The following is a 20,685-nucleotide window of genomic DNA, read 5'->3' as shown; positions in this document are numbered from 1 at the left end:
ACAAACACGGCTTGCCAGTTTCAGGGCTTCCCGGCATCATCGCCGTTCTAAGCCCATGAAACTCACAACCCTTCTTCTCACCTCCCTTTGCGTTGCCGCGTCCGGTTTTGCGCAGACCACCAAAAACTTCGCCATCGATCCCAAGCCACGTGATGAGGGCTGGATGAAGCGGCACGAGAGCTTCAATGAAATCTCCAAGAAGGGGGAGGCGCAGCTGGTGTTTCTGGGAGACTCGATCACACAGGGCTGGGAAAAGAATGGCAAGGAGGTCTGGGACAAGACCTGGGCACCGCTGAAAGCGGCGAACTTTGGCATCGGCGGGGACCGCACGGAACATGTGATCTGGCGTCTGCAAAACGGCAATTTCGACGGCATCAAGCCGAAGCTGGTGGTGCTCATGATCGGCACCAACAACACCGGTCATCAGGGCCGTGCCGCGGCCGAGCATGGGGGGGCTGTTTACAGCAGCAGTCCGGAGCAGACCGCCGAGGGTGTGAAGATGATCCTCGACATCCTGGCCAAAAAACAGCCGCAGGCCAAGGTTCTGCTGCTCGGCATCTTTCCACGGGGCGCCACCAAGGACGATCCGAAGCGTGTGCAAAACGTCGCCACGAACAACATCATCTCCGGCTTTGGTGACAACAAGCGCGTGTTCTACATGGACATCGGCAACACCTTCCTGAAACCCGACGGCACACTGCCCCAGGAGATCATGCCCGACCTGCTGCACCTGAACCCCGCAGGCTACCAAATGTGGGCCGACGCCATCGAAGGCAAAGTCAAAGAACTCATGAAGTAACTGAAAGCTGGGGCTTCTCGTCCCTCTTTTCCTCAAGTTAACGACTCTCTGCTGCTTTTTTTCCAACCATGAAATCTGTTCTCATTCCTCTCCTGCTCTTCACTACGGCGGCCCTGGCACAGCTGGCCGATCAAGCGACACCGGTGGATAAAATCAAAGTCGCGAAAGGCTTCAAAGTGGAGCTGCTGTATTCGGTGCCGAAGGAGAAAGAAGGCTCCTGGGTGGCGATGACGCAGGACGACAAGGGCCGCATGATCTGCAGTGACCAATACGGCGCGCTGTACCGCATCACTCCTCCCGCTTTGAACGGAAGTCCGGGCGAGACGAAGGTGGAAAAGCTCAGCATCGACTTCGGCCATTGCCAGGGCCTGCTGTTTCATGCGGGCGCGCTGTATGGCGTGGTGAATGATGAGGCATACCAGGGGCGCGGTTTGTACCGGTGCAAGGACACGAATGGCGATGATCAATTCGACACCGTGGAGCAACTTCGTGCCTTTCCTGGCAAAGCTGGTGAACATGGGCCGCATGGTGTGATCGCCTCCCAGGACGGCAAAAGCCTGTATGTGATGTGCGGCAATCAAACGCCCGAACCGAGCTGCGAGACCAGCCGTGTGCCTCGGCACTGGAGCGAAGATCAGCTCTATCCCATGCTGCTGGGCCGCGGCTTCATGCGCGATGTGCTCGCCCCCGGCGGCTGGCTGGCGAAGACCGATCTCGATGGCAAGAAGTGGGAGCTGGTGAACACCGGCACGCGCAATACCTACGACATCGCGATGAACCACCAGGGCGACATCTTCGGCTTTGATGCAGACATGGAGTGGGACACCGGCATGCCCTGGTACCGCCCTACACGCGTGTGCTTCATGCAGAGCGGTGGAGAGTTTGGCTGGCGCACCTGCAGCAAAAAGTGGCCCGTGCGCTGGGAGGACAGCCTGCCGCCCGTGGTGGACATCGGCCCCGGCTCGCCCACGGGCGTTGCCTTTGGCTATGGTGCGAAGTTTCCGTCCAAATATCAGGAGGCGCTCTACATCTGCGACTGGAGCTATGGCAAAATGTATGCCGTGCACCTCTCGGCGAATGGTGGTGGCTACACCGGGGTGGCCGAAGAATTCATGAGCGCCTCGCCGCTGCCGCTGACGGATATCGAAGTCTCCAAGAAAGACGGAGCGATGTATGTCAGCGTGGGTGGACGCAAGGTGCAGTCTGGACTGTATCGGGTGACGTATGTTGGCGAGAAAGATGCCAAAGACGGCATGATGGTTGGAGGCATCCTTGGCAATAAGCATCCTCTCCTGGTCCGACGCGAACTTGAAGCTTTCCACGTGAAACAGGACCCCAAAGCAATCGAAGTCGCCTGGCCCCAGCTTGCGTCTGCCGATCGCAACCTCCGCTTTGCCGCCCGCATCGCGCTGGAGCATCAGCCGGTTGCTGCCTGGAAGGATAAAGCGCTCAATGAAGCCAATCCTCGTGCGGCTCTGACCGCTCTCATGGCACTGGCCCGCAGCAGCGGCGGAGACAAGGCATTGCAGCAGCCGATTCTGACGGCACTGAACAAGATCGATCTCAAGGCACTCAAAGGCATCGACCGTGTGACGCTTATCCGGGACTACATGCTCACCTTCACCCGCATGGGCGAGCCGGATGCCGCGACGAAGGAGGCGCTGAGCAAGCGCCTCGCGCCACTTTTTCCAACCAATGATCCCGCGCTCAACCGGGACCTTTGCGAAGTGTTGGTGTATCTGGATGACCCAAGCATCGTGGCCAAGGCTGAGCCGCTGGTGAATGGCTCGCCCACACAGGAAGAGCAAATCGACTACGCGCGCATTCTGCGGTTCGCGAAGAAGGGCTGGACCAAGGAATTGCGTGCTGATTACTTCCGCTGGTTCCTGCGCGCGGCGAATTACAAGGGGGGGGCATCGTTTGACCTCTTCATTGGTGAGATCAAGCAGAACGCTCTCTCCACCATGACGGAGGAGGAGAAGCTGGCCATCAAGGACGTGCTGGATGCGAAACCTGAGATCAGGCCTCCCTCGTTCACCGTGAAGCCCATGCAGTTTGTGAAGGCATGGACGCTCGATGAGCTGAGCAAGTCGCTCGGAGTCGGCCTGGAAGGCAATCGTAACTTTGCCAACGGTCGCAACATGTTTGGGGCCGCCACCTGCTTTGCGTGCCATCGCTTCAACAATGAAGGCGGGGCGGTGGGACCTGACCTTACCAGCGTGGCCGGAAAGTACAGCCCGCGGGATCTGCTGGAGCACATTCTCAACCCAAGCAAAGAAATCAGCGACCAGTACGGCAGCACGGTCTTCACGCTGCAGGATGGCAGCACGGTCACCGGCCGCATCGCCAACATGAAGGAGCATAACATGATGGTCTGCACCAACATGATGGACCCCAACAACTTCACCAATGTGGATGCCCGCAAAGTGGTGAAAACGGAGGAGAGCAAGATCAGCATGATGCCGCCTGGCCTGCTTTTCATGCTGAAGGAGGACGATATTCTCGACCTTCTGGCCTATCTGCTGAGCAAGGGAAATCCAGAAGATCCCATGTTCGTAAAATAACTTCTTTCTCAAAACAAAGGCCCCGGTTCGTGAGAACCGGGGCCTTAGTCATTTAAGCGGGTAACTGGAGCTTACTTGCCTTTCTTTTCAGCAGGAGCTTCGCCCTTCTGCTTGGCCCAGCGCTTGCGCTGGGCATCAGCGATCTTCTTGCGGGCTGCCTCGGACATGACGCGCTTCTTCTTGGCAGGCCTGCCTGGCTTGCCCTTGGCAGGTGCGGCTTCGGCACCACCAAGGAGAGCGGACAGCTCCTCCTGCATGGCTTCGATTTTTTCCTGAAGGGTGGCGGCACGACGAAGTTGGGACGAAGATAGGTTCATAGCTTGTTTTTTAATTGATACGGGTTGCAACCTCTTGTTTATGAAAGAGGTAGCTTAAAGTCAAGCACATAACCGACGGTGAAAGTCCCGTTTTAGACCTCAGAGTTCTTTGTCATAGATGCTTTGGAAGACTTCCGAGGCATTTGGATCGATGATAGTAATGCCATCTTTACCAAATCTGGCGGTGACCGTGGCGCCCTTTCCTTCCTGCATGTACTTCCAGTTAAGGTCACGCACACGAGCTGCGGCATCCACAATGGCGCAGGTGATGCGGGCCTCTTCTGCTGTCGGGTAGAGTTCCGCAACCGCGTCACGTGACTCCTTGGCAAACTTGACCCGGCAAATGGCGACAAGACCCACGGTGAGACTATCCACTCCGTAACCGATGTAGCCTTTGCTGCCGTCGGGACGGGTAACTTCACGGGTAAAGTGATTGTTGCTGGTGCGCGAACCTCCGCCCTGGTTCCACCAGCGGAAGCCACGATACTGCTGATCACTTTCCACTTTGCCATCGGCACCCACGATCTCGTGACCCTGGTTGACCGGACCTTCAAAGTCTGCGGGGGTAACCCAGTTATTGTGAAAGTTGATGGACATGCCGTTGTCGAAGTCCACGCGAACCTGCACGGCATCGAAGGCATTGATGCCATCACGGACGAGACGTTTCTTCTGTCCCACAGCGGTGAGGGAGACCGGCTTGCTGTGGTAGTAGCTCCAGATCAGGTCCGTCCAATGCGGGCCGACGTAGCTGAAGGGATCGCTGCTTTCCACCCACTTGAAGGTGCTGGTGCTGACTTCGAGAGGCTCTTCGAGATAGGCGGTGCCATAAAGTGGCGCGCCAATGCGGTTCTGAATGTCATCCCGAATCCGCAGATGGTCGGGGTCATAGCGTTTGTGCATGTCCACGGCCACGATGAGGTTTTTCGCCTTCGCTGCGGCGATGATCTCATCGGATTCCTGGATGGAAAGGCACATGGGCTTCTCCGTGAGCACATGGACGCCTCTGGCGAGAGCGGCAAGGATGGGCTGGGTGTGCAGGTGATCCGGCGTGGCCACGGCCATCACGTCGAGATCAGGGAAAGCTGCGAGGATGTCGTTCCAAGGCTCATCGCCATGGAAAGCCCGCGGCTCATGACCGGTGATGTCTTTGAAGGCGGCAGCAGCCTTTTTCGCCGACTTTTCACTGCGGGTGGCCACGGCGACGAGGTCAAACTTCACCCCGGCGAGTTCTCGGGAGTATTTGTCCAGGCCGACGCGGGCGAGCTGTCCGGCGATGCCGAAGCGCTGCAGGTCCGCGTAAGCACGCGCGTGAACATCTCCGCCGAACATGCCGGCGCCAACGAGGGCGATCTTGATGGTGGGTTCCATGGTGGCCGGCATGGAACGCGAACTTAGGCGGCATGCAACCGGTCTGGATGATACCCGAGTGCCAGGTTCGCATGTTTTGGTGAGCCTGCCAGGATTGAGGCGGCGGGGATTTATCGTACGCTGCAGTTATGAAACTGTCTTTGTTCCTTGCCGGTCTGCTGGCCCTTAGCTGCCAAACTTGTGCGACTGCGGCCTTTCTGAGCGAGGTAAAAACACACTTCAGCGCATGGGATGCTGATCATGACGGTGTCCTTTCAACCGCGGAGATCGAGCGGGGCGTGGCATCTCCGCAGTTCAAGGGGCCTGCGGGTGCCGCCATTGCAAGTCTGAGGCGTGCGGTGCGCACCTCGGAGTACAAGCTTCCTCCACTGACGTTGGAGAACATTCAAAAACTGACTCCGAAGCCCCAGGAGCAGAAGGATACGCCTGATTTTGACGGCATGTTTGAGTCTGCACTTCGGAAGATCGAGGCAAGTCCGCCGAAGCTTCTGGAGCTTTCAAAGCTGAATCTCGAAAGCCTGGAGCAGGGGAAGCTGGGGGATTGCTTCTGCCTTGCCCCTCTGGGTGCCATGCTGGGAAGAAGGCCTGTCGAGGTGGCCAAGATGTTTGCTCTCACCGGAGACGGGCAGGTGACGGTGACACTGGGGGGCGGGCGTGCGCTGACAGTGCCGTTTCCCACCGATGCCGAGCGAGCCCTGATGGCAACGACAGACGGCAGCGGCACGTGGGCAAACTGTTACGAGAAGGCCGTGGGAAAGATGAGGATGAAGAGGGATGATGCTGAACATCCCACCGAGCTCAGCGTGGTCACGCGGGGTGGTTCAGCGGGCACCATGCTTTCGATTTTGACAGGGCATGAAATCGAGCGCGCCTCATGCTCGCCGTTTCGTGACCCCAAGGCCACCGACGAAGCAAAGCGCAAACTGCTGGGGGAAATCCGGCGGCAGATGATGACGACCCAGGAGGCGGGCCGGCTGATCTGCGGCGGCACGCTGAGAGGGAAAACAGCCGATGGCCACAAACCACCGGGAGTGCGTGGTCCGCACGCCTATGCCGTTCTCCATTTTGATGCGAAGTCCGATGTGGTGACCCTGTGGGACCCGCATGGCGATGACTTCAAGCCCGGCGCGGAGCCCGCCGGACTAACCAACGGCTACGTGCGCACACAGGGACGCATGGATGTGCCGCTGACAGAGCTGGTGCAATGGTTTGGCGGCTTTTCCTTTGAGACAACCCAGCCGCTGAAGGATGAAAACGGTTCTCCGCCGCCCAGCAACGAGACGCTTTAAAATCTGTCCCAAGACAAAAAACGCGGGAGTCTTGCGACTCCCGCGTTGGGTTTGGATTGTTCTCGATGAGAGACGCCTGCTTATTCAGCAGCGGCGGCTTTCTTCTTCGGAGCAGCCTTCTTCTTGGCGGGGGCCTTGGCAGGAGCTGTTTCTTCTGCGGCTGCCGGTTCAGCGGCGGCTTCAGCTTCAGGAGCTGCGGCGGCCTTGGGCACGTAAGCGTCCACCCACTCGATGTAGGCCATCGGAGCGGAGTCGCTGCGGCGCTGGCCGAGCTTGGTGATGCGGGTGTAGCCACCGACGCGGTCCTTGGAGGCCACGGCGATCTCTTCGAAGAGCTTCTTCACCATGTCTTTGTGACGGAGTGAGGAGAGGGCGGTGCGGCGGGCATGCAGGGTGCCGCGCTTGCCGAGGGTGACGAGCTTCTCAGCGTAGGGGCGGAGAGCCTTGGCCTTGGCCAGCGTGGTGCGAATGCGACGATGCTCGATGAGCGAGCACGTGAGATTCATGAGGAGCGCGTCGCGGTGATCCTGCTTGCGCTGAAGTTTGACGATTTTTCTTCCGTGTTTCATTGTCCTAAAATTCTAACTAAATGGGTCTTCTGTTTCCTGTGATTTGATTACTCGTCTTCGTCATCTGCGTCTGGCAGATGGCTGTCCACCAGCTTGCTGAAGTCGAGGGAGTCGGCTTCTTCATCGTCGTCGCCGATCATGCTGCTGCGGGCGAGGAGGGAGACACCGCCAGGGGTGGCCTCAAGCAGCGCAGGATCGAACTTCATGCCGAGAGACAGACCCAGCTCGGCGAGCTTTTCCTTGATCTCGGTGAGGGACTTCTTGCCGAAGTTGCGGTAGCGGAGCATTTCGCCTTCGGTCTTCATCGCGAGCTGGCCCACGCTGGTGATGTTGGCGTTGTTCAGGCAGTTGGCGGCGCGGACGGAGAGTTCGATCTCGTTGACGCTCATGTTCAGGAGCTTGCGCAGCTCGCTGTTTTCTTCGCTCTGGGCTTCCGGTGCGGCTTCGAATTCGATGGCCTTGTCGTCGTAGTTGACGAACACGTCCAGGTGGTGGCGCAGGATGGCGGCGGACTGCAGGAGGGCGTCCTGCGGGGTGATGCGGCCGTCCGTCCAGATGTCGAGCACCAGCTTGTCATAGTCGGTGTTCTGACCCACACGGGTGTTTTCCACCGCGTACTTCACGCGGGTGACGGGGCTGTAAATGGAGTCGATCGGGATGACGCCGATGGGGGTGTCAACGCGCTTGTTTTCTTCCCAGGTGGAGAAACCGCGGCCCACGCGCACTTCGAATTCGCATTCGAACTTGGTCTTGCGGTCCAGCGTGCAGATGACGAGGTCCTTGTTGATGACTTCGTAGTGGTTGTCTTCCTTGATGTCGCCAGCGGTGACAGCACCTTCCTTGTCAGCCAGGATGGAGAGGAGGCGGGGCTCCTTGGCATCGCTGTGGTGCTTGAAGCGGACCTTCTTGAGGTTCAGGATGATCTGAACAACGTCTTCGAGCACGCCCGGCAGGGTGGTGAATTCGTGTTCCGCACCGCGGATTTTCACGGAGGTGATGGAGGCGCCTTCCAGGGAGGAAAGGAGCACGCGGCGGAGGGAGTTCCCAATCGTGTGGCCGTAACCTTTGTCAAAAGGTTCAGCGGTGAACTGGGCGTAGGTTTCGGTGGCCGTGGCCTCGTTTTTCACAAGGCGGCTTGGCATCTCAAATCGAGCAAGACGTACTGACATAGGATTTGTACTAACACTACCAGCCGGGTTACCTCCGGGCGAGAACCCTGCACATCTCGAAGAGAGGCAGGCGCGGAGACCAACGGCGAATTATATGGCGACTCGCAGGGGGCGTGGAGTATGCAGGCCGCTCCCGGGAATGCAAACGGCATTTTCAGGGGTAAAAAGGTGCGGAAACAGCGCTGAAACTACGGGAATCTTAATTATTGCTGGGGCAATTTCAGCTCCACCCGCTCCTTGCCGCGCAGCACGATGGCAGGGATTTTCTCACCGGGAAGGTGGTGCAGCAGGAGGTCTCCGATGAGGGCGCTTTCGGTCAGGCGCTGCTTGTCGTCGCCGATCTGGACGATGATGTCGTCCTTTTTGAACCCCTCTTTTTTGGCGGCGGCATGCTGGCCGAACTCTCCGACGTGGAAGATGCGCAACGCCATCTGGTTTTTGTCCAAGCCGAGGGTGGCGCGTTCGTCATCGGGGATGTCGTCCATCTTCATGCCACCGAAGGCCATGGCGCGCATGGGCCAGGTGCCGACGCGTTTGCCGATGTCTGAGCTCAGGCGCCAGCCGGCGGGGAGGCCGAGGGTGACGGGCGTTTCCTTGCCTCCGCGCAGGATTTTGGCGGGCAGAGAACCTGAATCTGGTGAGCGATGCAAAATCCAGCTCACATCCGCGATGGAAACAAGCGGCTGCTGATCAAGGGTGACGAAGCTGTCACCTGCCTGCACGCCGGCCTTGGCTGCCGCTGAATCCGCGACGACTGCCTCCACTTTGGCGACATCATCCGTGGCAAGGGTGATTCCCAAGGTCTCAATGGACGGCTGCGGATAAATCCACTCCACAGGCACGGGCTTGTTCTGGCTGCGGTAGTAGGCGCGGAAGGCGTCTCCCACCATGTGGCAGTGCACGCAGCTGGCCACCACTTTGCCATTCCAGTCGAGCTTGCTCTGGTATTTGCCGGCCAGGGCCGGGAACTCAATGGGAGTCTGGTAGGGGGTGGGGCCGCCCTGTTTGCCGCTCAGCTGGGCCTTGTTGGACGGATAGCCCTGATGGACGGAGAGGGCCGCTTCTAGCGCCTTTTTAAAGCTGGTCGTTGTTTTGTTCAGCGGATCCTTCTGGTGCAACCACGAGCCGTAGCGGCCGTAGATGGTACCGTCTCCATTGAACATGATGGCGGAGAAGGAGAGATCGTAGTCAAACTGGAAGCGTGAGAGATCGAGCGCGTTTGCATTGATAATCCGGACGCACACAAACTGGTCCAGCAGGGGCACGAGTTCCTGCTCCTCCAGCACGCTGGCGTCGATGCCGGCGCAAGACATGCAGGGCAGGCAGCGCAGCACCACCAGCAGCGGCTTGCCGGTCGTCTTGGCCAGACGGAAGCCGCCATCGAGGTCGTTCCAGTTCCAGCGCGGGTCGTTTTCCATTTTAGCCTTGTCGCCCCGCACTGCGCCTTCGCGGTCTTTGACGGTGGCGGCAGAAACAGTGACCGCGAGGGTAATGAGGACGACCGAAAGGATGTGATGAAATCGCATGACCGTATTTTGCGCGGCCCGCCAAGCAAATGACAAGGCAAAACAGCCGGAATTTGATTCAATTTACATCCATGGTAACGATCTCACATGAAGAGATTGCTTTGGCTGCCGAGAGTCGCCCTGTGCCTCGTTGCCTGTGGGGTGGCCGTCGTGGTAGCGGGCTCACTCGCACGGGTCGCTTCGCAGATTGAGTATTCGGATGAGCCCGTCATTTCAGAATGGAGTATTGAGTCAAAAGACCCGATGCCAGACAGCATGAGAAGCATGGTGGGAGAAGGCCCAGGGACGAGTCTGGAGCGTGCCTTCATTGTGAGGCAGAATTTTTATCGACTTTTTGGCAAAAAATCTCCAAGACCGCACATTACAATATTCACCTGTTGGAGAGTGAACGATCTGGAATTGCAGGCGGAGATTTTCAAAAAGATTCAAGAGCGAAACTTGTACCAAAGTTATTTGGATGAGACATATCAAAACAGTCGCTTGAAGCCCAAGTGGTGGCCTGCTGACTTGAAGCCTTTCAGTCCTTTCGAGAGGAAATTTTCGACCCGAGATTATCAATTTGTTTCTTTGAGCGATCGGACTCGCCTCTATAGGAGAGCTGACAGGATGCAGTAGCCGGCTCCCGCAAAATGTTTTGACCCAGTTTTTGGAATGGACAGCCTTCGGTTTTCTCCGGTTAATCGTGCCAGCTTCCACCCCACACGCGCATTTTATGTCTGAAGTCACCGCCATTTCAAAATTCGCCTGTCCAGCCTGCGGTGCCGAGGCCGTATGGAATCCGTCCAAGAAGGCCCTGGTCTGTCCCTACTGCGGCACGGTGTCCCCGGCGGAACTCAAAGCCGATGGCACGCTGGTGGAGGAGAATGACCTGGCGGCCATGTTGCGGTCCATTCCTGACAACCAGCGCGGCTGGAATGCTGCGCGCAAAACCGTGAAATGTCAGAGCTGCAATGCCATCTCGGTGTTTGATGAAAAGCGTGTGGCGCAGAATTGTGACTTCTGCGGGTCCCCGGCCATCATCGCCGTGGATGATGTCGGCGCTCCCATCCGGCCTGGCAGTCAGCTTCCCTTCAAAGTTCCCGAAAGCCAGGTGCGCGAGGACATCCGCCGCTGGTATGGCAGCCATTTCTGGGCGCCGAATGCGCTGGGACAGAAGGCCATGACTGACACCCTGCACGGCATGTATCTGCCGTTTTGGACCTTCGACGCGCATGCCGAATGCCCCTGGGAGGCGGAGGCCGGCTACCACTACTACACGACGGACGATAAAGGTAACCGCCAGCAGCACACACGCTGGGAGTATGCGTCCGGCCACTACAGCGGCGATTTCGACGACTTGCTGGTTCCTGCCTCCAAAGGTGTGCATGGGCATCTGCTGGAAAAGCTGCAGCCCTTTCCCACCACCACCGATCTGCTGCCCTATGATCCCGGGTATCTTTCCGGCTGGGTGGTTGAGCAGTATCAGATCGATCTCGTGCAGGCGGCCGAGGACTCGCGCAGAAGGATGGACGACATCCTCCGCCGTGCGTGCCAGCAGCAGATCCCCGGGGACACCAGCCGCAATCTGCAGATCTTTCCCGAGTATAGCGCAGTGACATTCAAGCACGTGCTGCTGCCAGTCTGGCTGCTGACCTACACCTATGGCACGAAGACCTATCAGGTCACCGTTAATGGGGCCACGGGCAAGATCGGCGGCGAATACCCGCTGAGCTGGGTGAAGATCACCATCGCCATCGTGATCCTCCTGATCATCCTCGGCATCTTCTTTGCATCGCAAAACTGAGCCTGTGTGAATCTACGCTTTCGAGAACTTCCCATTGCCATCGCGCTGCTCGCGGTGTGCGCCTTCTTTGCTGCCAAAGAGCCCGCATTCCTGGGCGCGCGCAATCTCTCGATGCTTGTCACCGAGCTCTCGATCACAGCCACGCTGGCCATGGGCATGCTGCTTGTGCTGCTGCCGGGGCACATCGATCTTTCCGCAGGCAGCGGCGTGGGTTTGCTCGGGGGCATCGGGAGTGTGCTGGTCATGCATCAGCACCTGCCGGCACCGGCCGCTTTGGGGCTCGGATTTCTCTGCGGCGTGCTGATCTGGATGGCCATGGGGGCCTTCATCGTCTGCGAGCGCATGCCCTCCTTCATCGTCACGCTCGGGGCGATGCTGATTTTCAAAGGCCTGTTCTGGCGAGTGATCAACAACTCCACCGTGCCCGTCGTCCCCGGCGGGCAAAGCAATCTGTACTCGCTGCTCACCACCTACTACCTGCCGGCTCACTATGGCTGGGTGCTGGCCGCGGTGCTCGTGTTCGCACTGATCTTCACCACGCTCAGCGCGCGCAGGCAGCGCATCGCCCATGGCTTTGCGGTGGAAAGCCGTGAGATGGCCTTTCTGCGACTGTTCATTGCCGCGCAGGCCATTGCATTGTTTGTGCTCGTCACCGGTCAGTTTCGCGGCATCCCGCTGCCATCGTTGATCCTCGGCGGGGTGATGCTGATCGTGTATGCGCTCACGCAGCACACGGCGCTGGGCAGGCATTTGTATGCCATCGGCGGGAGCGCGGAGGCGGCGCTGGTTTCCGGGGTGCCGATGAAGCGAACTGTCATCGCGGCCTATGGCTGCATGGGGGCCATCGTGGCCATCACCGGCTTCATGCAGACGGCCTATGCGGGATCATCCACGACAACGGTGGGCGACCTGATGGAGCTGGATGCCGTGGCCGCCTGTGTGATCGGCGGTGTGAACCTGCGCGGCGGGCGCGGCACGGTTTTGGGCGTACTTTTGGGTGCCCTGATCATCGCATGCCTGCTGAACGGCATGCAGCTCATGTCGGTGGAGAACGATAAAAAATTCGTCGCCCGCGGCGTGGTGCTGATCCTCGCGGTGTGGATGGACATGCGGCTGAGCCGCAAGGCGTGACGGGAAAGCGTGACGGGAAAGAATCAATCTCAAGAGCTGCGAGGTCATCACGGTGCATGCTCCCACCATCACCAACGGGTGGTTTCTGCATCCGGTGAGCGTTTTGAGGTGGAGTGTGCTGGGGGAGTGAATGACGAATGAGCCAATCTCCGCATTCGACATTCACAGGTCATTCGGCATTTTGTCCGCCTCTCCCCATGTCCGCCGCCTCCGATCTCCTCATTCAGCACCTGCAGCAGCGTCAGCTTCAGGGAAAGACGCATGTTGCGCTGCGACCGGGGACGATGGAGAAACTCACGGGTGTCAGCCATGCGCCCGTAGTGCGCACTGCTGCCGCACCAGAAGTCTTCCGGCCGGCGGCAGCTTCAACTGCATCTGCTCCTGCACCAGCGCCAGTTCTTCGGATGCTTCGTGAAACTCCGCCACCAGCGACAAAGCCATCCGGTTTGCTTGAGGTGGCCGGTGCAACGCTCGAAGAAAAACTCGCGGCGCTGCGAGCCATGGCGGAGAACTGGGAACCTGCACGAGCCATGAAAAGCCTGCGCCAGACCATGGTCTTTGCCGTGGGAGATCCGCGCGCGAGCCTGATGTTTGTGGGTGAAGCTCCGGGAGCGGAGGAGGAAAAAATGCGCGAGCCGTTTGTCGGACCTGCGGGGCAGAAACTTACCGCCATCATCAAGGCCATGGGGCTGGACCGTCCGCAGGTGTACATCAGCAACATCTGCAAATTCCGGCCGGCGATGGAGAACCAGGGCAGCGGCAATCGCAAGCCTGAAGCCGCAGAAATGAAAGCCTGCCTGCCGTTTATTCTCACGGAGATCGATCTCATCCAGCCAAAAGTCATCGTGGCCCTTGGTGCCACGGCGGCTGAGGGGCTGGGCATTCCCGGCAGCGTTGGCAGTCTGCGGGGGAAGTTTCACAGCACCAGCGGCATTCCCACCATGGTCACCTACCATCCATCCTACCTGCTGAGAGAGGAAAAAATGGGCGACGGTATCCGTGCGAAGCGCGCTGTGTGGGAGGACATGCTCAAGGTCATGGAAAAGCTCGGGCTGCCCATCAGCGCCAAGCAGCGCGGTTATTTTCAGGCGAAGTAATTTACCTCCGCATCTTATGAACAAGAACCTTGTCGCCCTGCTGGTGTCGGGGGTGTTTGTCGCGCTGGTTTGGCTGATCTGGCGGCCAACCACGAAATCACCTGCGGCGCCGCCAAAGAAGCCAGCCCCGGTGCTGGCCGTCACGACTGCCCCGGCAGCCGAGGTTGCAACGGTTTCTTCCGAAGAAAAATCGGAGCCCAAACACTATCGGCCAAAGCCGGTGTCTGAAGCTGTGCGCCGCAAAGTGGATGCCTTCATCGCCCGCTACAAAGACGCCTCTCCCGATGAACTGAACAAAAGCGGAGAGCTGGCCCCTTTCATGGAGCGCCTCGGGAAAATGATGGAAACGCCGGAATTTCAGACAGAGATGGAAAAGCGCATGGATCTGATCAAAGCCGCCAAGGGGCATGAACACGGAATGCTGTCCATAGGCACCGGCAAGCTCGACAGCCCGGAAAGCCGCGCCTGGCTGGAGGCCATGTTTGCCGAAGACGCTGATCTGCTGCAGGAGTACATGCTCAACAAGCTGGATGGCGCCATCTTCGAGTTTGCCTTTGACCCGACGATGGAGCAGACCAGGAATGGCGTGACGGTGAAAAGTACCGCGCCCGCTCCTGCTGCTGCTCCCGAGCCAGCCAAGCTGCCGGATTGAGAGCTTGTCTTTCGCCGTCGGTTTGGATTTAAATCGTGCGCATGAAGGCCAAAGCATTCTCCCGCCGTGATCTTTTCAAGCTGGGCACCGCAAGTGCTGCGGTGCTGACGACTCGTGCCGAACTGCAGGCGGCGGGAAAGAAGGCAGGCCCCGTCTGTGAAGAAGGCGGCTGCTGCATCACGCCTTCGGGAGATTTTTACAATGTGGAGCGCGGCAACCCGCTGCCCTACAAGCTGCCCCCCGAAAAACTGCGGGAGATCGGCATGGTGCGCGAGACGTGGCAGCTCGAAATCATTTCAGATCCTGCCAGCAATGCAAAAATCGAGCGCCCCATGCTGCGCAGCGACGGCACCGCACTGACGTTTGACATGCTCATGGAGATCGCGAAGACGAAGGCGGTCAGTTATCTGAAGGTCATCACGTGCAACAATCTGGCCGATCCGCTGGGGCATGGCCTGTGGGAGGGCGTACCGCTGCGGGATGTGCTGTGGGAGTGCGGGCCGGTGGAAAATCTGCGCCACGTCTGGTACCACGGCCACCACAACGAAGACCCCAAGCAGATCTTCAAATGCTACCTGCCGATGAACCGTGTCTTTGAGGAGCCGCCAGGAGAACTGCCTGTAATGCTGTGCTACAAGCTCAATGGTGAATTCCTCACCGGCGAGCGTGGCGGCCCGGTGCGCATGATCGTGCCGGAGGCGTATGGTTTCAAATCGGTGAAATGGCTCCAGCGCATTGGCTTTACCAACGCCCACAGGTCCGACGACACCTATGCCAATGGGAACAACGACACCAACTCCTGGCTGAAGACATTCGCGCGCTTTGGCGATCTGCCCGCGCAGATCAAGGCTGCCGATCCGCTGGCACTGCATGGCAATGCGCAAGTGGGCATTTCCGGCCTCAAAAAAGTGCAGTACTGGGTGCGTGATGTGAGTGCACCGCTTCCATCGAATGATCCGCACTTCTCCAAGGCACCGTGGCAGGATGCGGAGATCGTGCCCTTTGACGGCAGTGGCATCGCTGGCTTCAAGGGTGCGCCGCTGCATCCCGTGCAGTTTGATCCTGCAACGCGCCGGCCGCTTGAATGGCCGCTGCGCCACACACTCTGCCGATGGACCGCCAAGCCGGTCAAGCTGGCACCTGGAAAGTATGAAGTGCGCTGCCGCACCGTGGATGCCAACGGCAATGCGCAGCCGATGCCGCGGCCATTTCCAAAGTCGGGAAAGAACAACATTCAAAAAGCGCTGCTGGAGGTCGTGGCTTAAAGCTCCGCCTTCTGGCGGAGTCGCCGCTCGTGCTTTTGCGGGAGGCGGTCTGGATGCGGGCCTGGAGATTTCTGCTGCGGATCGGCTCGGATAAACCGCTGATCAAAAGCACGCGTTTGTGACAAGAAAGACGGTGACCGGCCCGGATGCTGCTCTATGACAGCCGCATGAATTCATCCTCCGTTCCTTGGAAAGTTTTGTCCTCCAATGTGGGTGTCGGCATCCTGACGGAGGGCTGGACGCTTGACGTGGTGTATCCCGACTTTGCCGAGCCGAGGCAGTTCGTGTACGAAGTCGTCTTTGATTCGCCCTTTTCTGCCGTTCCGGTGGTGCACCTCGGCCTCACCGGCTTTGACATGGACCGGCGGGAGAGCTCGCGCCTGACGCTAAAAGCCGCAAATCTCACGGAGTTCGGCTTCCAGGCGGTCATCTCCACCTGGGATGTGTCGCGCCTGTTCTCGGTGGAGTTTCACTGGCTGGCCATCGGTGCCTGATCACGGCTTGCGGAAGCACCACGAACGGTAGGACAGTTCGCCCGACTTCAGCGCCTCATACACCCGCGCTCCCGGCAGGCCGGCGAAATCGCGGCCCAGCGAGTGGAGAAACTTCGGCAGCCGCTGGCAGATAAGCGCCTCGCTGCGTGCGGCGTTGATCTCCATGCCGCGCAGGACTTCAGCGCGGATGTCACGCGTTTGCAGAATCTCCAGTGGAGCATTTGAAATGGCCTGCTCCCACTCGGCCCATTGATCGCGAAAACGAAAGTCGGCATAGAGAAAATGACCACCCGTCTTCAGCACTCGCGCCACTCGGGTCAGAAAGCCGGGGAAATCTGGATAGCAGTGGGACGCCTCGACATTGATGACCGCATCAAACGATTGCGGAGGGAAGGGGAGCACCTGTGCGTCTCCCTGCACAAAGCGGAGCCCCGGAACTTGATGGCGCTTTTTGCAGAAGGCGATGCCAGTTGGATTGAGATCAAGGCCTGTGTAGCTGGCCGGATGAAGGGTGCGGGTGAGCCACGAAGCGCCACCACCATGGCCGCAGCTCACCTCCAGCACGTTTTTTCCCTGCAGCTCCACCTGAGCGGCCACATGATGATAGAGCTGGATGCAGGCGCGGTTGGGTTCGTCCGCAGGATCGAGCTTCAGGCCCACTGGGGGATCCGTTTCAAAGGCATAGTTTAAGAACAGCACCTCCTCGCCGCGCAGCCGGCGGGTGAGAAAGGGATACCACAGCTGCCAGATGGCTTTGCGGATGGGGCCGATGGAGAAGAGGCGTTCGAGGAGGGACATGGAATGCCAAAGCGTGTGAGGTGATGGCGGCGGATGCAACTTGCCAGTTGTCATTCGTTGTGCGGGAATATCCCGGACTCCAGCTACTCCCACCAGGAAGCCCACGCTTCACCCGCCATGAAACACAGCCCCCGCATTTCCTCCAGCGAGATCACGCCAGAGGAGACTTTTCGCAACCGGCGCTTCTTCATGAAGTCCGCCATCTGGGCCGGATCCACTCTGGCTACGGCGGGATTGTATCGCACCTTCAGCCCGCGGCCTGAGGTGAAGAATACGGGGGCGTCCATCGTCACCGTGGCAGAGCCGTCGGTGCAGACAGGGCTGGCCCCGGATGAAAAGTTGAATTCGTTTACGGACATCGCGGGTTACAACAACTACTACGAGTTTTCGACCGACAAATCCGAGGTGGCGGCCAAGGCCAAGAATTTTGTCACGGACCCCTGGAGCGTGCAGGTTGGAGGATTGGTGAAGAAACCGCGCACCTATGATCTCGCCGACCTGCTTAAATTTGAATCCGTGGAGCGGACCTATCGCTTCCGCTGCGTGGAGGGCTGGTCCATGGTCATCCCCTGGGTGGGCTTCCCTCTTTCCAAATTGTTATACCAGGTGGAGCCGCTGAGCGCAGCCACACACGTGGCCTTTGAAACGTACTATGATCTCAAGCAGATGCCTGACTCGCGTTTCGCCGGCATTGATCTGCCCTACCAGGAGGGCCTGCGGCTTGATGAGGCGATGCATCCGCTGACGCTGCTGGCCACCGGCCTGTATGGCAAGACATTGCCCAATCAAAATGGCGCGCCGGTGCGTTTGGTGGTGCCGTGGAAGTATGGCTTCAAAAGCATCAAGTCGGTGGTGAAGATCACGCTTATGGATCGCGAGCCGGGAACCACCTGGAGCCTCGCCAATCCGGGTGAATATGGCTTCTATTCGAATGTGAACCCGAAGGTCGATCATCCGCGCTGGTCGCAGGCCCGGGAGAGGCGCATCGGTGAAATAGGCACGCGTCCCACTCTCATGTTCAATGGCTACGCGGAGCAGGTGGCGCATCTCTATGAAGGCATGGATCTCACCACGGACTTTTAACCCGTCATGAACTTCAGCGCAGACACCCGCTTTCACCGGCAGCTCTTTCTCTTCAATGGACTGCTGCCCGTCCTCCTCATCCTCATCGATGGCTGGCGTGGCAAACTGGGGGCGAATCCCGTGGAGTTCGTCACGCGTGCCACGGGAGTGCTCACGCTCGTTTTTCTTTTTCTGACGCTGCTGGTCACGCCGCTGCGCAAGATCTACGGCTGGAACTGGCTGCTCAAGCAGCGCCGGCTGCTGGGCTTGTATGCATTCTTTTATGGCCTCGTCCACCTCATGACCTATCTGGCTTATGATCGCGACTGGCAGTTGCAGACCGTGATCGGAGATGTGTACAAACGTCCCTTCATCGCCATCGGCATGTTCAGCTTTCTGCTGATGGTGCCGCTCGCCGTCACCTCCACCAATGCCATGATCAAAAAGCTCGGTGGTCCTCGCTGGGCGCAGCTGCATCGCCTCACCTATTACATCACTATGGGCGGTGTGCTGCACTACTGGATCATCGTGAAGTCGGATGTCACCTATCCGTTCCTATTCGCGCTGGTGCTGGCGTTGCTGCTCGGATACCGCGCTGTGATGGCCATAAAAAAAGCGCGAGGTGCTGCTGCACCCCGCGCCTCATGAGATTTTCGGGAGAGGCTTATTTCGCAGGCGCGGCGTTCCAGACCTTGATGTCGTCAAACCAGCCGCTCTGACCCGCCACGCCAAGTTCGATCTTCGACTTTGTCTCGTGGCCGATGCCAGGAGACTTCAGAAAGGCCACGGCCTTGCCATCAATGCTCACGCGCATTTCATCGCCCACGGTTTCCACCACGACGGTGTACTCCTTGTTCTGCTCCAGTTGCACGGGGAAGGTGGCGCTTTTCCCGGCCATCATCTTGTTTACCTCGTCCTTCTTGGCGGGATCCTTGCGCATCTCCTTGATGATCAGGTTCTGGCTGCCTTCGCGCTCATCCATGATGGTCACCTTGTCCAGGCGGATCTGCGCCCGGCAGAGGTGGCCGTAGTGGGCGGCGGTGTATTTGCGGTCGTCGAATTCCACATCCATCATCGTGCAGCCATCGAAGCGCATTTTTACTTCCACCACGCTGTCCTTGGTGGGAACTTCCAGGCCATAGACGGCTGCGTGTGCGGTGATCACGGATTTTCCATCCTTGGAAGGCATGTCCTTCACGCGTGTTTGCGTGCCTTTCAGCGCATCTTTTTCAAAGACAAAAGTGTCCACCACACGGTGCCAGCGCTTGTCATGCTCGCTGCCCGTCATCTCATCGGAGAACAGCAGCTCCTTCTTTACGGCGATGGGTTCGGCCGGAATTTTGGGCGGGTCTGCGGCAAAGGCGGCGGCGCTGATGAGGAGGCAGGGGACGAGGAGGTGGCGGATTTTCATGGGAAAGTTTAAACGAATCAAGTGGGGAACTATATCAGCGTGCTTCCGGCAGCGCGTAGTAGGCGCATTCGGCAAAGAACAACTCCGCCATGTGCAGCCTGCTGTAATCGTAATGGCAGATGGCTGCATGGATTTCCGTGCGTGCTGAATCTCCCCCGAGGGCGGCAATGACGGCAGCCGCCAACGGGTTGCGCATCCATTTGGCCTCGTAGTATTTGCGCTCGCCGCGTTTTGCTTTGTCCTCGATTTTTGCGAGTTTGGCGGCCTCCTCCTGCGTGTGCTGGGGAAACCAGGTGGAGTAAACGGCCCGCCAGTCGGCATTGCCGAAGACCTTGGTGTCGGCGTTGTCGAACTGGGAGTGCGCAGTGATGGCAGCGGCCGCGTTGCGGGCATTAAGCGCCAGCCCTGCACGATAGCGGTCACGGACCGTTTCTACTGTTTCCATCTTTACAAGCTGCGCGAGCGAGCCCTGGCAGCCCACATAAATCCACAGCTGGAATTCGTCGATATGCTTGATCGCCTCGTGATCAAAGGCGTAGCCTTCAGCGCAGATCTCAGCCCGCGTTTTGCTGGCATTGGCCGGACGCTCCACCAGAGCCTTCTGGTAGCGTTCCAGCCAGATGCCTTCGCCGGTGATTTCATGCGTGGCACGCAGCAGATAGAGGTAGCGCACGGCATCTCGAAACAGATGTCCTTTGTAGGCGCCACGGTATTGTCCTTTGAAGTCACCATCGCAAGGGCACTGCCACCCTGTGGACTGCAGCACCTCTGCCACCTCTTTCACCTTGGCCGCGATCTGCTGGCGTTCCTTCTCGGCAGGGAGGCCGCTCTTGAAATAGGCGTGCAGACCCAGGAACCACGGGTGCGTCTGATCATCCGACCCGAGCGGATAGTGGCAGCGGCCATCTGTGCCAACTCCACGTGCGATGAACCCTGGTACATCCGATACGGAAGCGCATTTCAGCAGGCCCTGTGCAAGCTGTCCCGCATGCATTTTGTCCGTGGCGTCTCCGCTGCGGCGGGCGCGTTCGCAGGCCGCCGGAAGATAGAGGCCGGTGAACATGGGTCCGTTTTCAATCGGGCTCCACCAGCCGATTGCATTCGGTTTTCCCAGTTTGCAGTCTTCGGGCGTGGGCCGCTCTCCCACATAGTCATCAATGATGCCATGGGAATCAACAAACGAGCGCCAAAGGACGCCATGCGCCTGCTCCACTGCGGCAGACACCGTGGCATGCTGTGCCGAAAGCTGGGCGCAACCCAAAACACCAGCCCACAAAAGACTGGCAAATTGCGTGGTGGGAGAAGCGAGTTTCCGGGGCATGATGATCATGGGATTTGGCAGTCAAGCATCTCCGCCCCCTCACGCAACCCGTTTGGAATTCCCATGAAAA

19 protein-coding genes are annotated in these 20,685 nt (G+C 58.8%); 11 read left to right on the top strand and 8 right to left on the bottom strand.

Features of this window, described 5'->3' with window-relative positions; translation table 11 throughout:
* Positions 1–55: 55 nt before the first annotated feature.
* Positions 56–799: a platelet-activating factor acetylhydrolase IB subunit gene (locus ACILSO_RS17815; protein WP_395738793.1), complete on the top strand. Its 744-nt coding sequence runs from the start codon at positions 56–58 to the stop codon at positions 797–799.
* 68 nt (positions 800–867) lie between these two features.
* A complete protein-coding gene (locus ACILSO_RS17810) occupies positions 868–3,363 on the top strand; it encodes a c-type cytochrome (RefSeq protein WP_395738792.1) in 2,496 nt (831 codons plus the stop codon).
* Positions 3,364–3,434: 71 nt separating this feature from the next.
* On the opposite strand, the gene ACILSO_RS17805 is transcribed toward ACILSO_RS17810, so the two are convergent.
* Positions 3,435–3,680, bottom strand: coding sequence for a hypothetical protein (locus ACILSO_RS17805; RefSeq protein WP_395738791.1), 246 nt, complete (start codon positions 3,678–3,680; stop codon positions 3,435–3,437).
* A 99-nt stretch (positions 3,681–3,779) separates the two neighbouring features.
* On the bottom strand, positions 3,780–5,048 hold the full coding sequence (locus tag ACILSO_RS17800; protein ID WP_395738790.1) for a Gfo/Idh/MocA family protein: 1,269 nt from the start codon (positions 5,046–5,048) through the stop codon (positions 3,780–3,782).
* Between the two features lie 128 nt (positions 5,049–5,176).
* Between ACILSO_RS17800 and ACILSO_RS17795 the strand changes: the two genes are divergently transcribed.
* The gene (locus ACILSO_RS17795) at positions 5,177–6,337 is read left to right on the top strand and encodes a hypothetical protein (protein WP_395738789.1); all 1,161 of its coding nucleotides are present in this window, start codon (positions 5,177–5,179) and stop codon (positions 6,335–6,337) included.
* An 80-nt stretch (positions 6,338–6,417) separates the two neighbouring features.
* Here ACILSO_RS17795 and rplQ read toward each other — a convergent pair whose 3' ends face one another.
* The 3 genes from rplQ to ACILSO_RS17780 all read right to left on the bottom strand — a co-directional run bounded on the left by rplQ (position 6,418) and on the right by ACILSO_RS17780 (position 9,601).
* A complete protein-coding gene (rplQ, locus tag ACILSO_RS17790; protein ID WP_395738788.1) occupies positions 6,418–6,906 on the bottom strand; it encodes a 50S ribosomal protein L17 in 489 nt (162 codons plus the stop codon).
* A 47-nt stretch (positions 6,907–6,953) separates the two neighbouring features.
* The gene (locus ACILSO_RS17785; protein ID WP_395738787.1) at positions 6,954–8,075 is read right to left on the bottom strand and encodes a DNA-directed RNA polymerase subunit alpha; all 1,122 of its coding nucleotides are present in this window, start codon (positions 8,073–8,075) and stop codon (positions 6,954–6,956) included.
* A gap of 203 nt (positions 8,076–8,278) precedes the next feature.
* Positions 8,279–9,601 (bottom strand): Trx7/PDZ domain-containing (seleno)protein, encoded by a 1,323-nt coding sequence (locus ACILSO_RS17780; RefSeq protein ID WP_395738786.1) that lies wholly within the window; start codon positions 9,599–9,601, stop codon positions 8,279–8,281.
* Positions 9,602–10,313: 712 nt separating this feature from the next.
* Here ACILSO_RS17780 and ACILSO_RS17775 point away from each other — a divergent pair.
* From ACILSO_RS17775 to ACILSO_RS17750, 6 genes are all read left to right on the top strand, one after another.
* Entirely contained in the window at positions 10,314–11,384 is a 1,071-nt protein-coding gene (locus ACILSO_RS17775; RefSeq protein ID WP_395738785.1) for a zinc ribbon domain-containing protein, read from the top strand.
* A 6-nt stretch (positions 11,385–11,390) separates the two neighbouring features.
* Entirely contained in the window at positions 11,391–12,515 is a 1,125-nt protein-coding gene (locus ACILSO_RS17770; protein ID WP_395738784.1) for a sugar ABC transporter permease, read from the top strand.
* Between the two features lie 197 nt (positions 12,516–12,712).
* Positions 12,713–13,612 carry a uracil-DNA glycosylase gene (locus ACILSO_RS17765; protein WP_395738783.1) on the top strand — a complete coding sequence of 300 codons (900 nt, stop codon included), beginning with the start codon at positions 12,713–12,715 and terminating at the stop codon, positions 13,610–13,612.
* A gap of 16 nt (positions 13,613–13,628) precedes the next feature.
* Complete coding sequence (locus ACILSO_RS17760) at positions 13,629–14,264, top strand: hypothetical protein (RefSeq protein WP_395738782.1); 636 nt, start codon at positions 13,629–13,631, stop codon at positions 14,262–14,264.
* Between the two features lie 41 nt (positions 14,265–14,305).
* Positions 14,306–15,529: a molybdopterin-dependent oxidoreductase gene (locus ACILSO_RS17755; protein WP_395738781.1), complete on the top strand. Its 1,224-nt coding sequence runs from the start codon at positions 14,306–14,308 to the stop codon at positions 15,527–15,529.
* A gap of 167 nt (positions 15,530–15,696) precedes the next feature.
* Entirely contained in the window at positions 15,697–16,023 is a 327-nt protein-coding gene (locus tag ACILSO_RS17750) for an H-type lectin domain-containing protein (protein WP_395738780.1), read from the top strand.
* Here ACILSO_RS17750 and ACILSO_RS17745 read toward each other — a convergent pair whose 3' ends face one another.
* Entirely contained in the window at positions 16,024–16,821 is a 798-nt protein-coding gene (locus ACILSO_RS17745) for a phthiotriol/phenolphthiotriol dimycocerosates methyltransferase (RefSeq protein WP_395738779.1), read from the bottom strand.
* 117 nt (positions 16,822–16,938) lie between these two features.
* Between ACILSO_RS17745 and msrP the strand changes: the two genes are divergently transcribed.
* Positions 16,939–17,904 (top strand): protein-methionine-sulfoxide reductase catalytic subunit MsrP, encoded by a 966-nt coding sequence (msrP, locus tag ACILSO_RS17740; protein ID WP_395738778.1) that lies wholly within the window; start codon positions 16,939–16,941, stop codon positions 17,902–17,904.
* Between the two features lie 6 nt (positions 17,905–17,910).
* Positions 17,911–18,531, top strand: coding sequence for a sulfite oxidase heme-binding subunit YedZ (locus ACILSO_RS17735; protein ID WP_395738777.1), 621 nt, complete (start codon positions 17,911–17,913; stop codon positions 18,529–18,531).
* Positions 18,532–18,547: 16 nt separating this feature from the next.
* Here ACILSO_RS17735 and ACILSO_RS17730 read toward each other — a convergent pair whose 3' ends face one another.
* Both ACILSO_RS17730 and ACILSO_RS17725 read right to left on the bottom strand, forming a co-directional pair.
* Entirely contained in the window at positions 18,548–19,294 is a 747-nt protein-coding gene (locus ACILSO_RS17730) for a hypothetical protein (RefSeq protein ID WP_395738776.1), read from the bottom strand.
* A gap of 34 nt (positions 19,295–19,328) precedes the next feature.
* A complete protein-coding gene (locus ACILSO_RS17725) occupies positions 19,329–20,615 on the bottom strand; it encodes a hypothetical protein (protein WP_395738775.1) in 1,287 nt (428 codons plus the stop codon).
* Between the last annotated feature and the right edge of the window lie 70 nt (positions 20,616–20,685).

Origin of the sequence: Prosthecobacter sp. (assembly GCF_044226605.1) — a bacterium.
Taxonomy (GTDB): Bacteria; Verrucomicrobiota; Verrucomicrobiia; order Verrucomicrobiales; family Verrucomicrobiaceae; genus Prosthecobacter.
Note: the sequence above shows the minus strand (reverse complement) of the source record. Positions and strands in the feature narration are given on the sequence as shown.

Bases quoted from the DNA above. Each gene is read 5' to 3' on its own strand.
- ACILSO_RS17725 (WP_395738775.1), bottom strand. From the start codon at position 20,615: ATGCCCCGGAAACTCGCTTCTCCCACCACGCAATTTGCCAGTCTTTTG.
- ACILSO_RS17785 (WP_395738787.1), bottom strand. From the start codon at position 8,075: ATGTCAGTACGTCTTGCTCGATTTGAGATGCCAAGCCGCCTTGTGAAA.
- ACILSO_RS17755 (WP_395738781.1), top strand. From the start codon at position 14,306: ATGAAGGCCAAAGCATTCTCCCGCCGTGATCTTTTCAAGCTGGGCACC.
- ACILSO_RS17805 (WP_395738791.1), bottom strand. From the start codon at position 3,680: ATGAACCTATCTTCGTCCCAACTTCGTCGTGCCGCCACCCTTCAGGAA.
- ACILSO_RS17745 (WP_395738779.1), bottom strand. From the start codon at position 16,821: ATGTCCCTCCTCGAACGCCTCTTCTCCATCGGCCCCATCCGCAAAGCC.
- rplQ (WP_395738788.1), bottom strand. From the start codon at position 6,906: ATGAAACACGGAAGAAAAATCGTCAAACTTCAGCGCAAGCAGGATCAC.
- ACILSO_RS17775 (WP_395738785.1), top strand. From the start codon at position 10,314: ATGTCTGAAGTCACCGCCATTTCAAAATTCGCCTGTCCAGCCTGCGGT.
- ACILSO_RS17795 (WP_395738789.1), top strand. From the start codon at position 5,177: ATGAAACTGTCTTTGTTCCTTGCCGGTCTGCTGGCCCTTAGCTGCCAA.
- ACILSO_RS17760 (WP_395738782.1), top strand. From the start codon at position 13,629: ATGAACAAGAACCTTGTCGCCCTGCTGGTGTCGGGGGTGTTTGTCGCG.
- ACILSO_RS17765 (WP_395738783.1), top strand. From the start codon at position 12,713: ATGTCCGCCGCCTCCGATCTCCTCATTCAGCACCTGCAGCAGCGTCAG.
- ACILSO_RS17815 (WP_395738793.1), top strand. From the start codon at position 56: ATGAAACTCACAACCCTTCTTCTCACCTCCCTTTGCGTTGCCGCGTCC.
- ACILSO_RS17730 (WP_395738776.1), bottom strand. From the start codon at position 19,294: ATGAAAATCCGCCACCTCCTCGTCCCCTGCCTCCTCATCAGCGCCGCC.
- ACILSO_RS17810 (WP_395738792.1), top strand. From the start codon at position 868: ATGAAATCTGTTCTCATTCCTCTCCTGCTCTTCACTACGGCGGCCCTG.
- ACILSO_RS17750 (WP_395738780.1), top strand. From the start codon at position 15,697: ATGAATTCATCCTCCGTTCCTTGGAAAGTTTTGTCCTCCAATGTGGGT.
- ACILSO_RS17800 (WP_395738790.1), bottom strand. From the start codon at position 5,048: ATGGAACCCACCATCAAGATCGCCCTCGTTGGCGCCGGCATGTTCGGC.
- msrP (WP_395738778.1), top strand. From the start codon at position 16,939: ATGAAACACAGCCCCCGCATTTCCTCCAGCGAGATCACGCCAGAGGAG.
- ACILSO_RS17735 (WP_395738777.1), top strand. From the start codon at position 17,911: ATGAACTTCAGCGCAGACACCCGCTTTCACCGGCAGCTCTTTCTCTTC.
- ACILSO_RS17780 (WP_395738786.1), bottom strand. From the start codon at position 9,601: ATGCGATTTCATCACATCCTTTCGGTCGTCCTCATTACCCTCGCGGTC.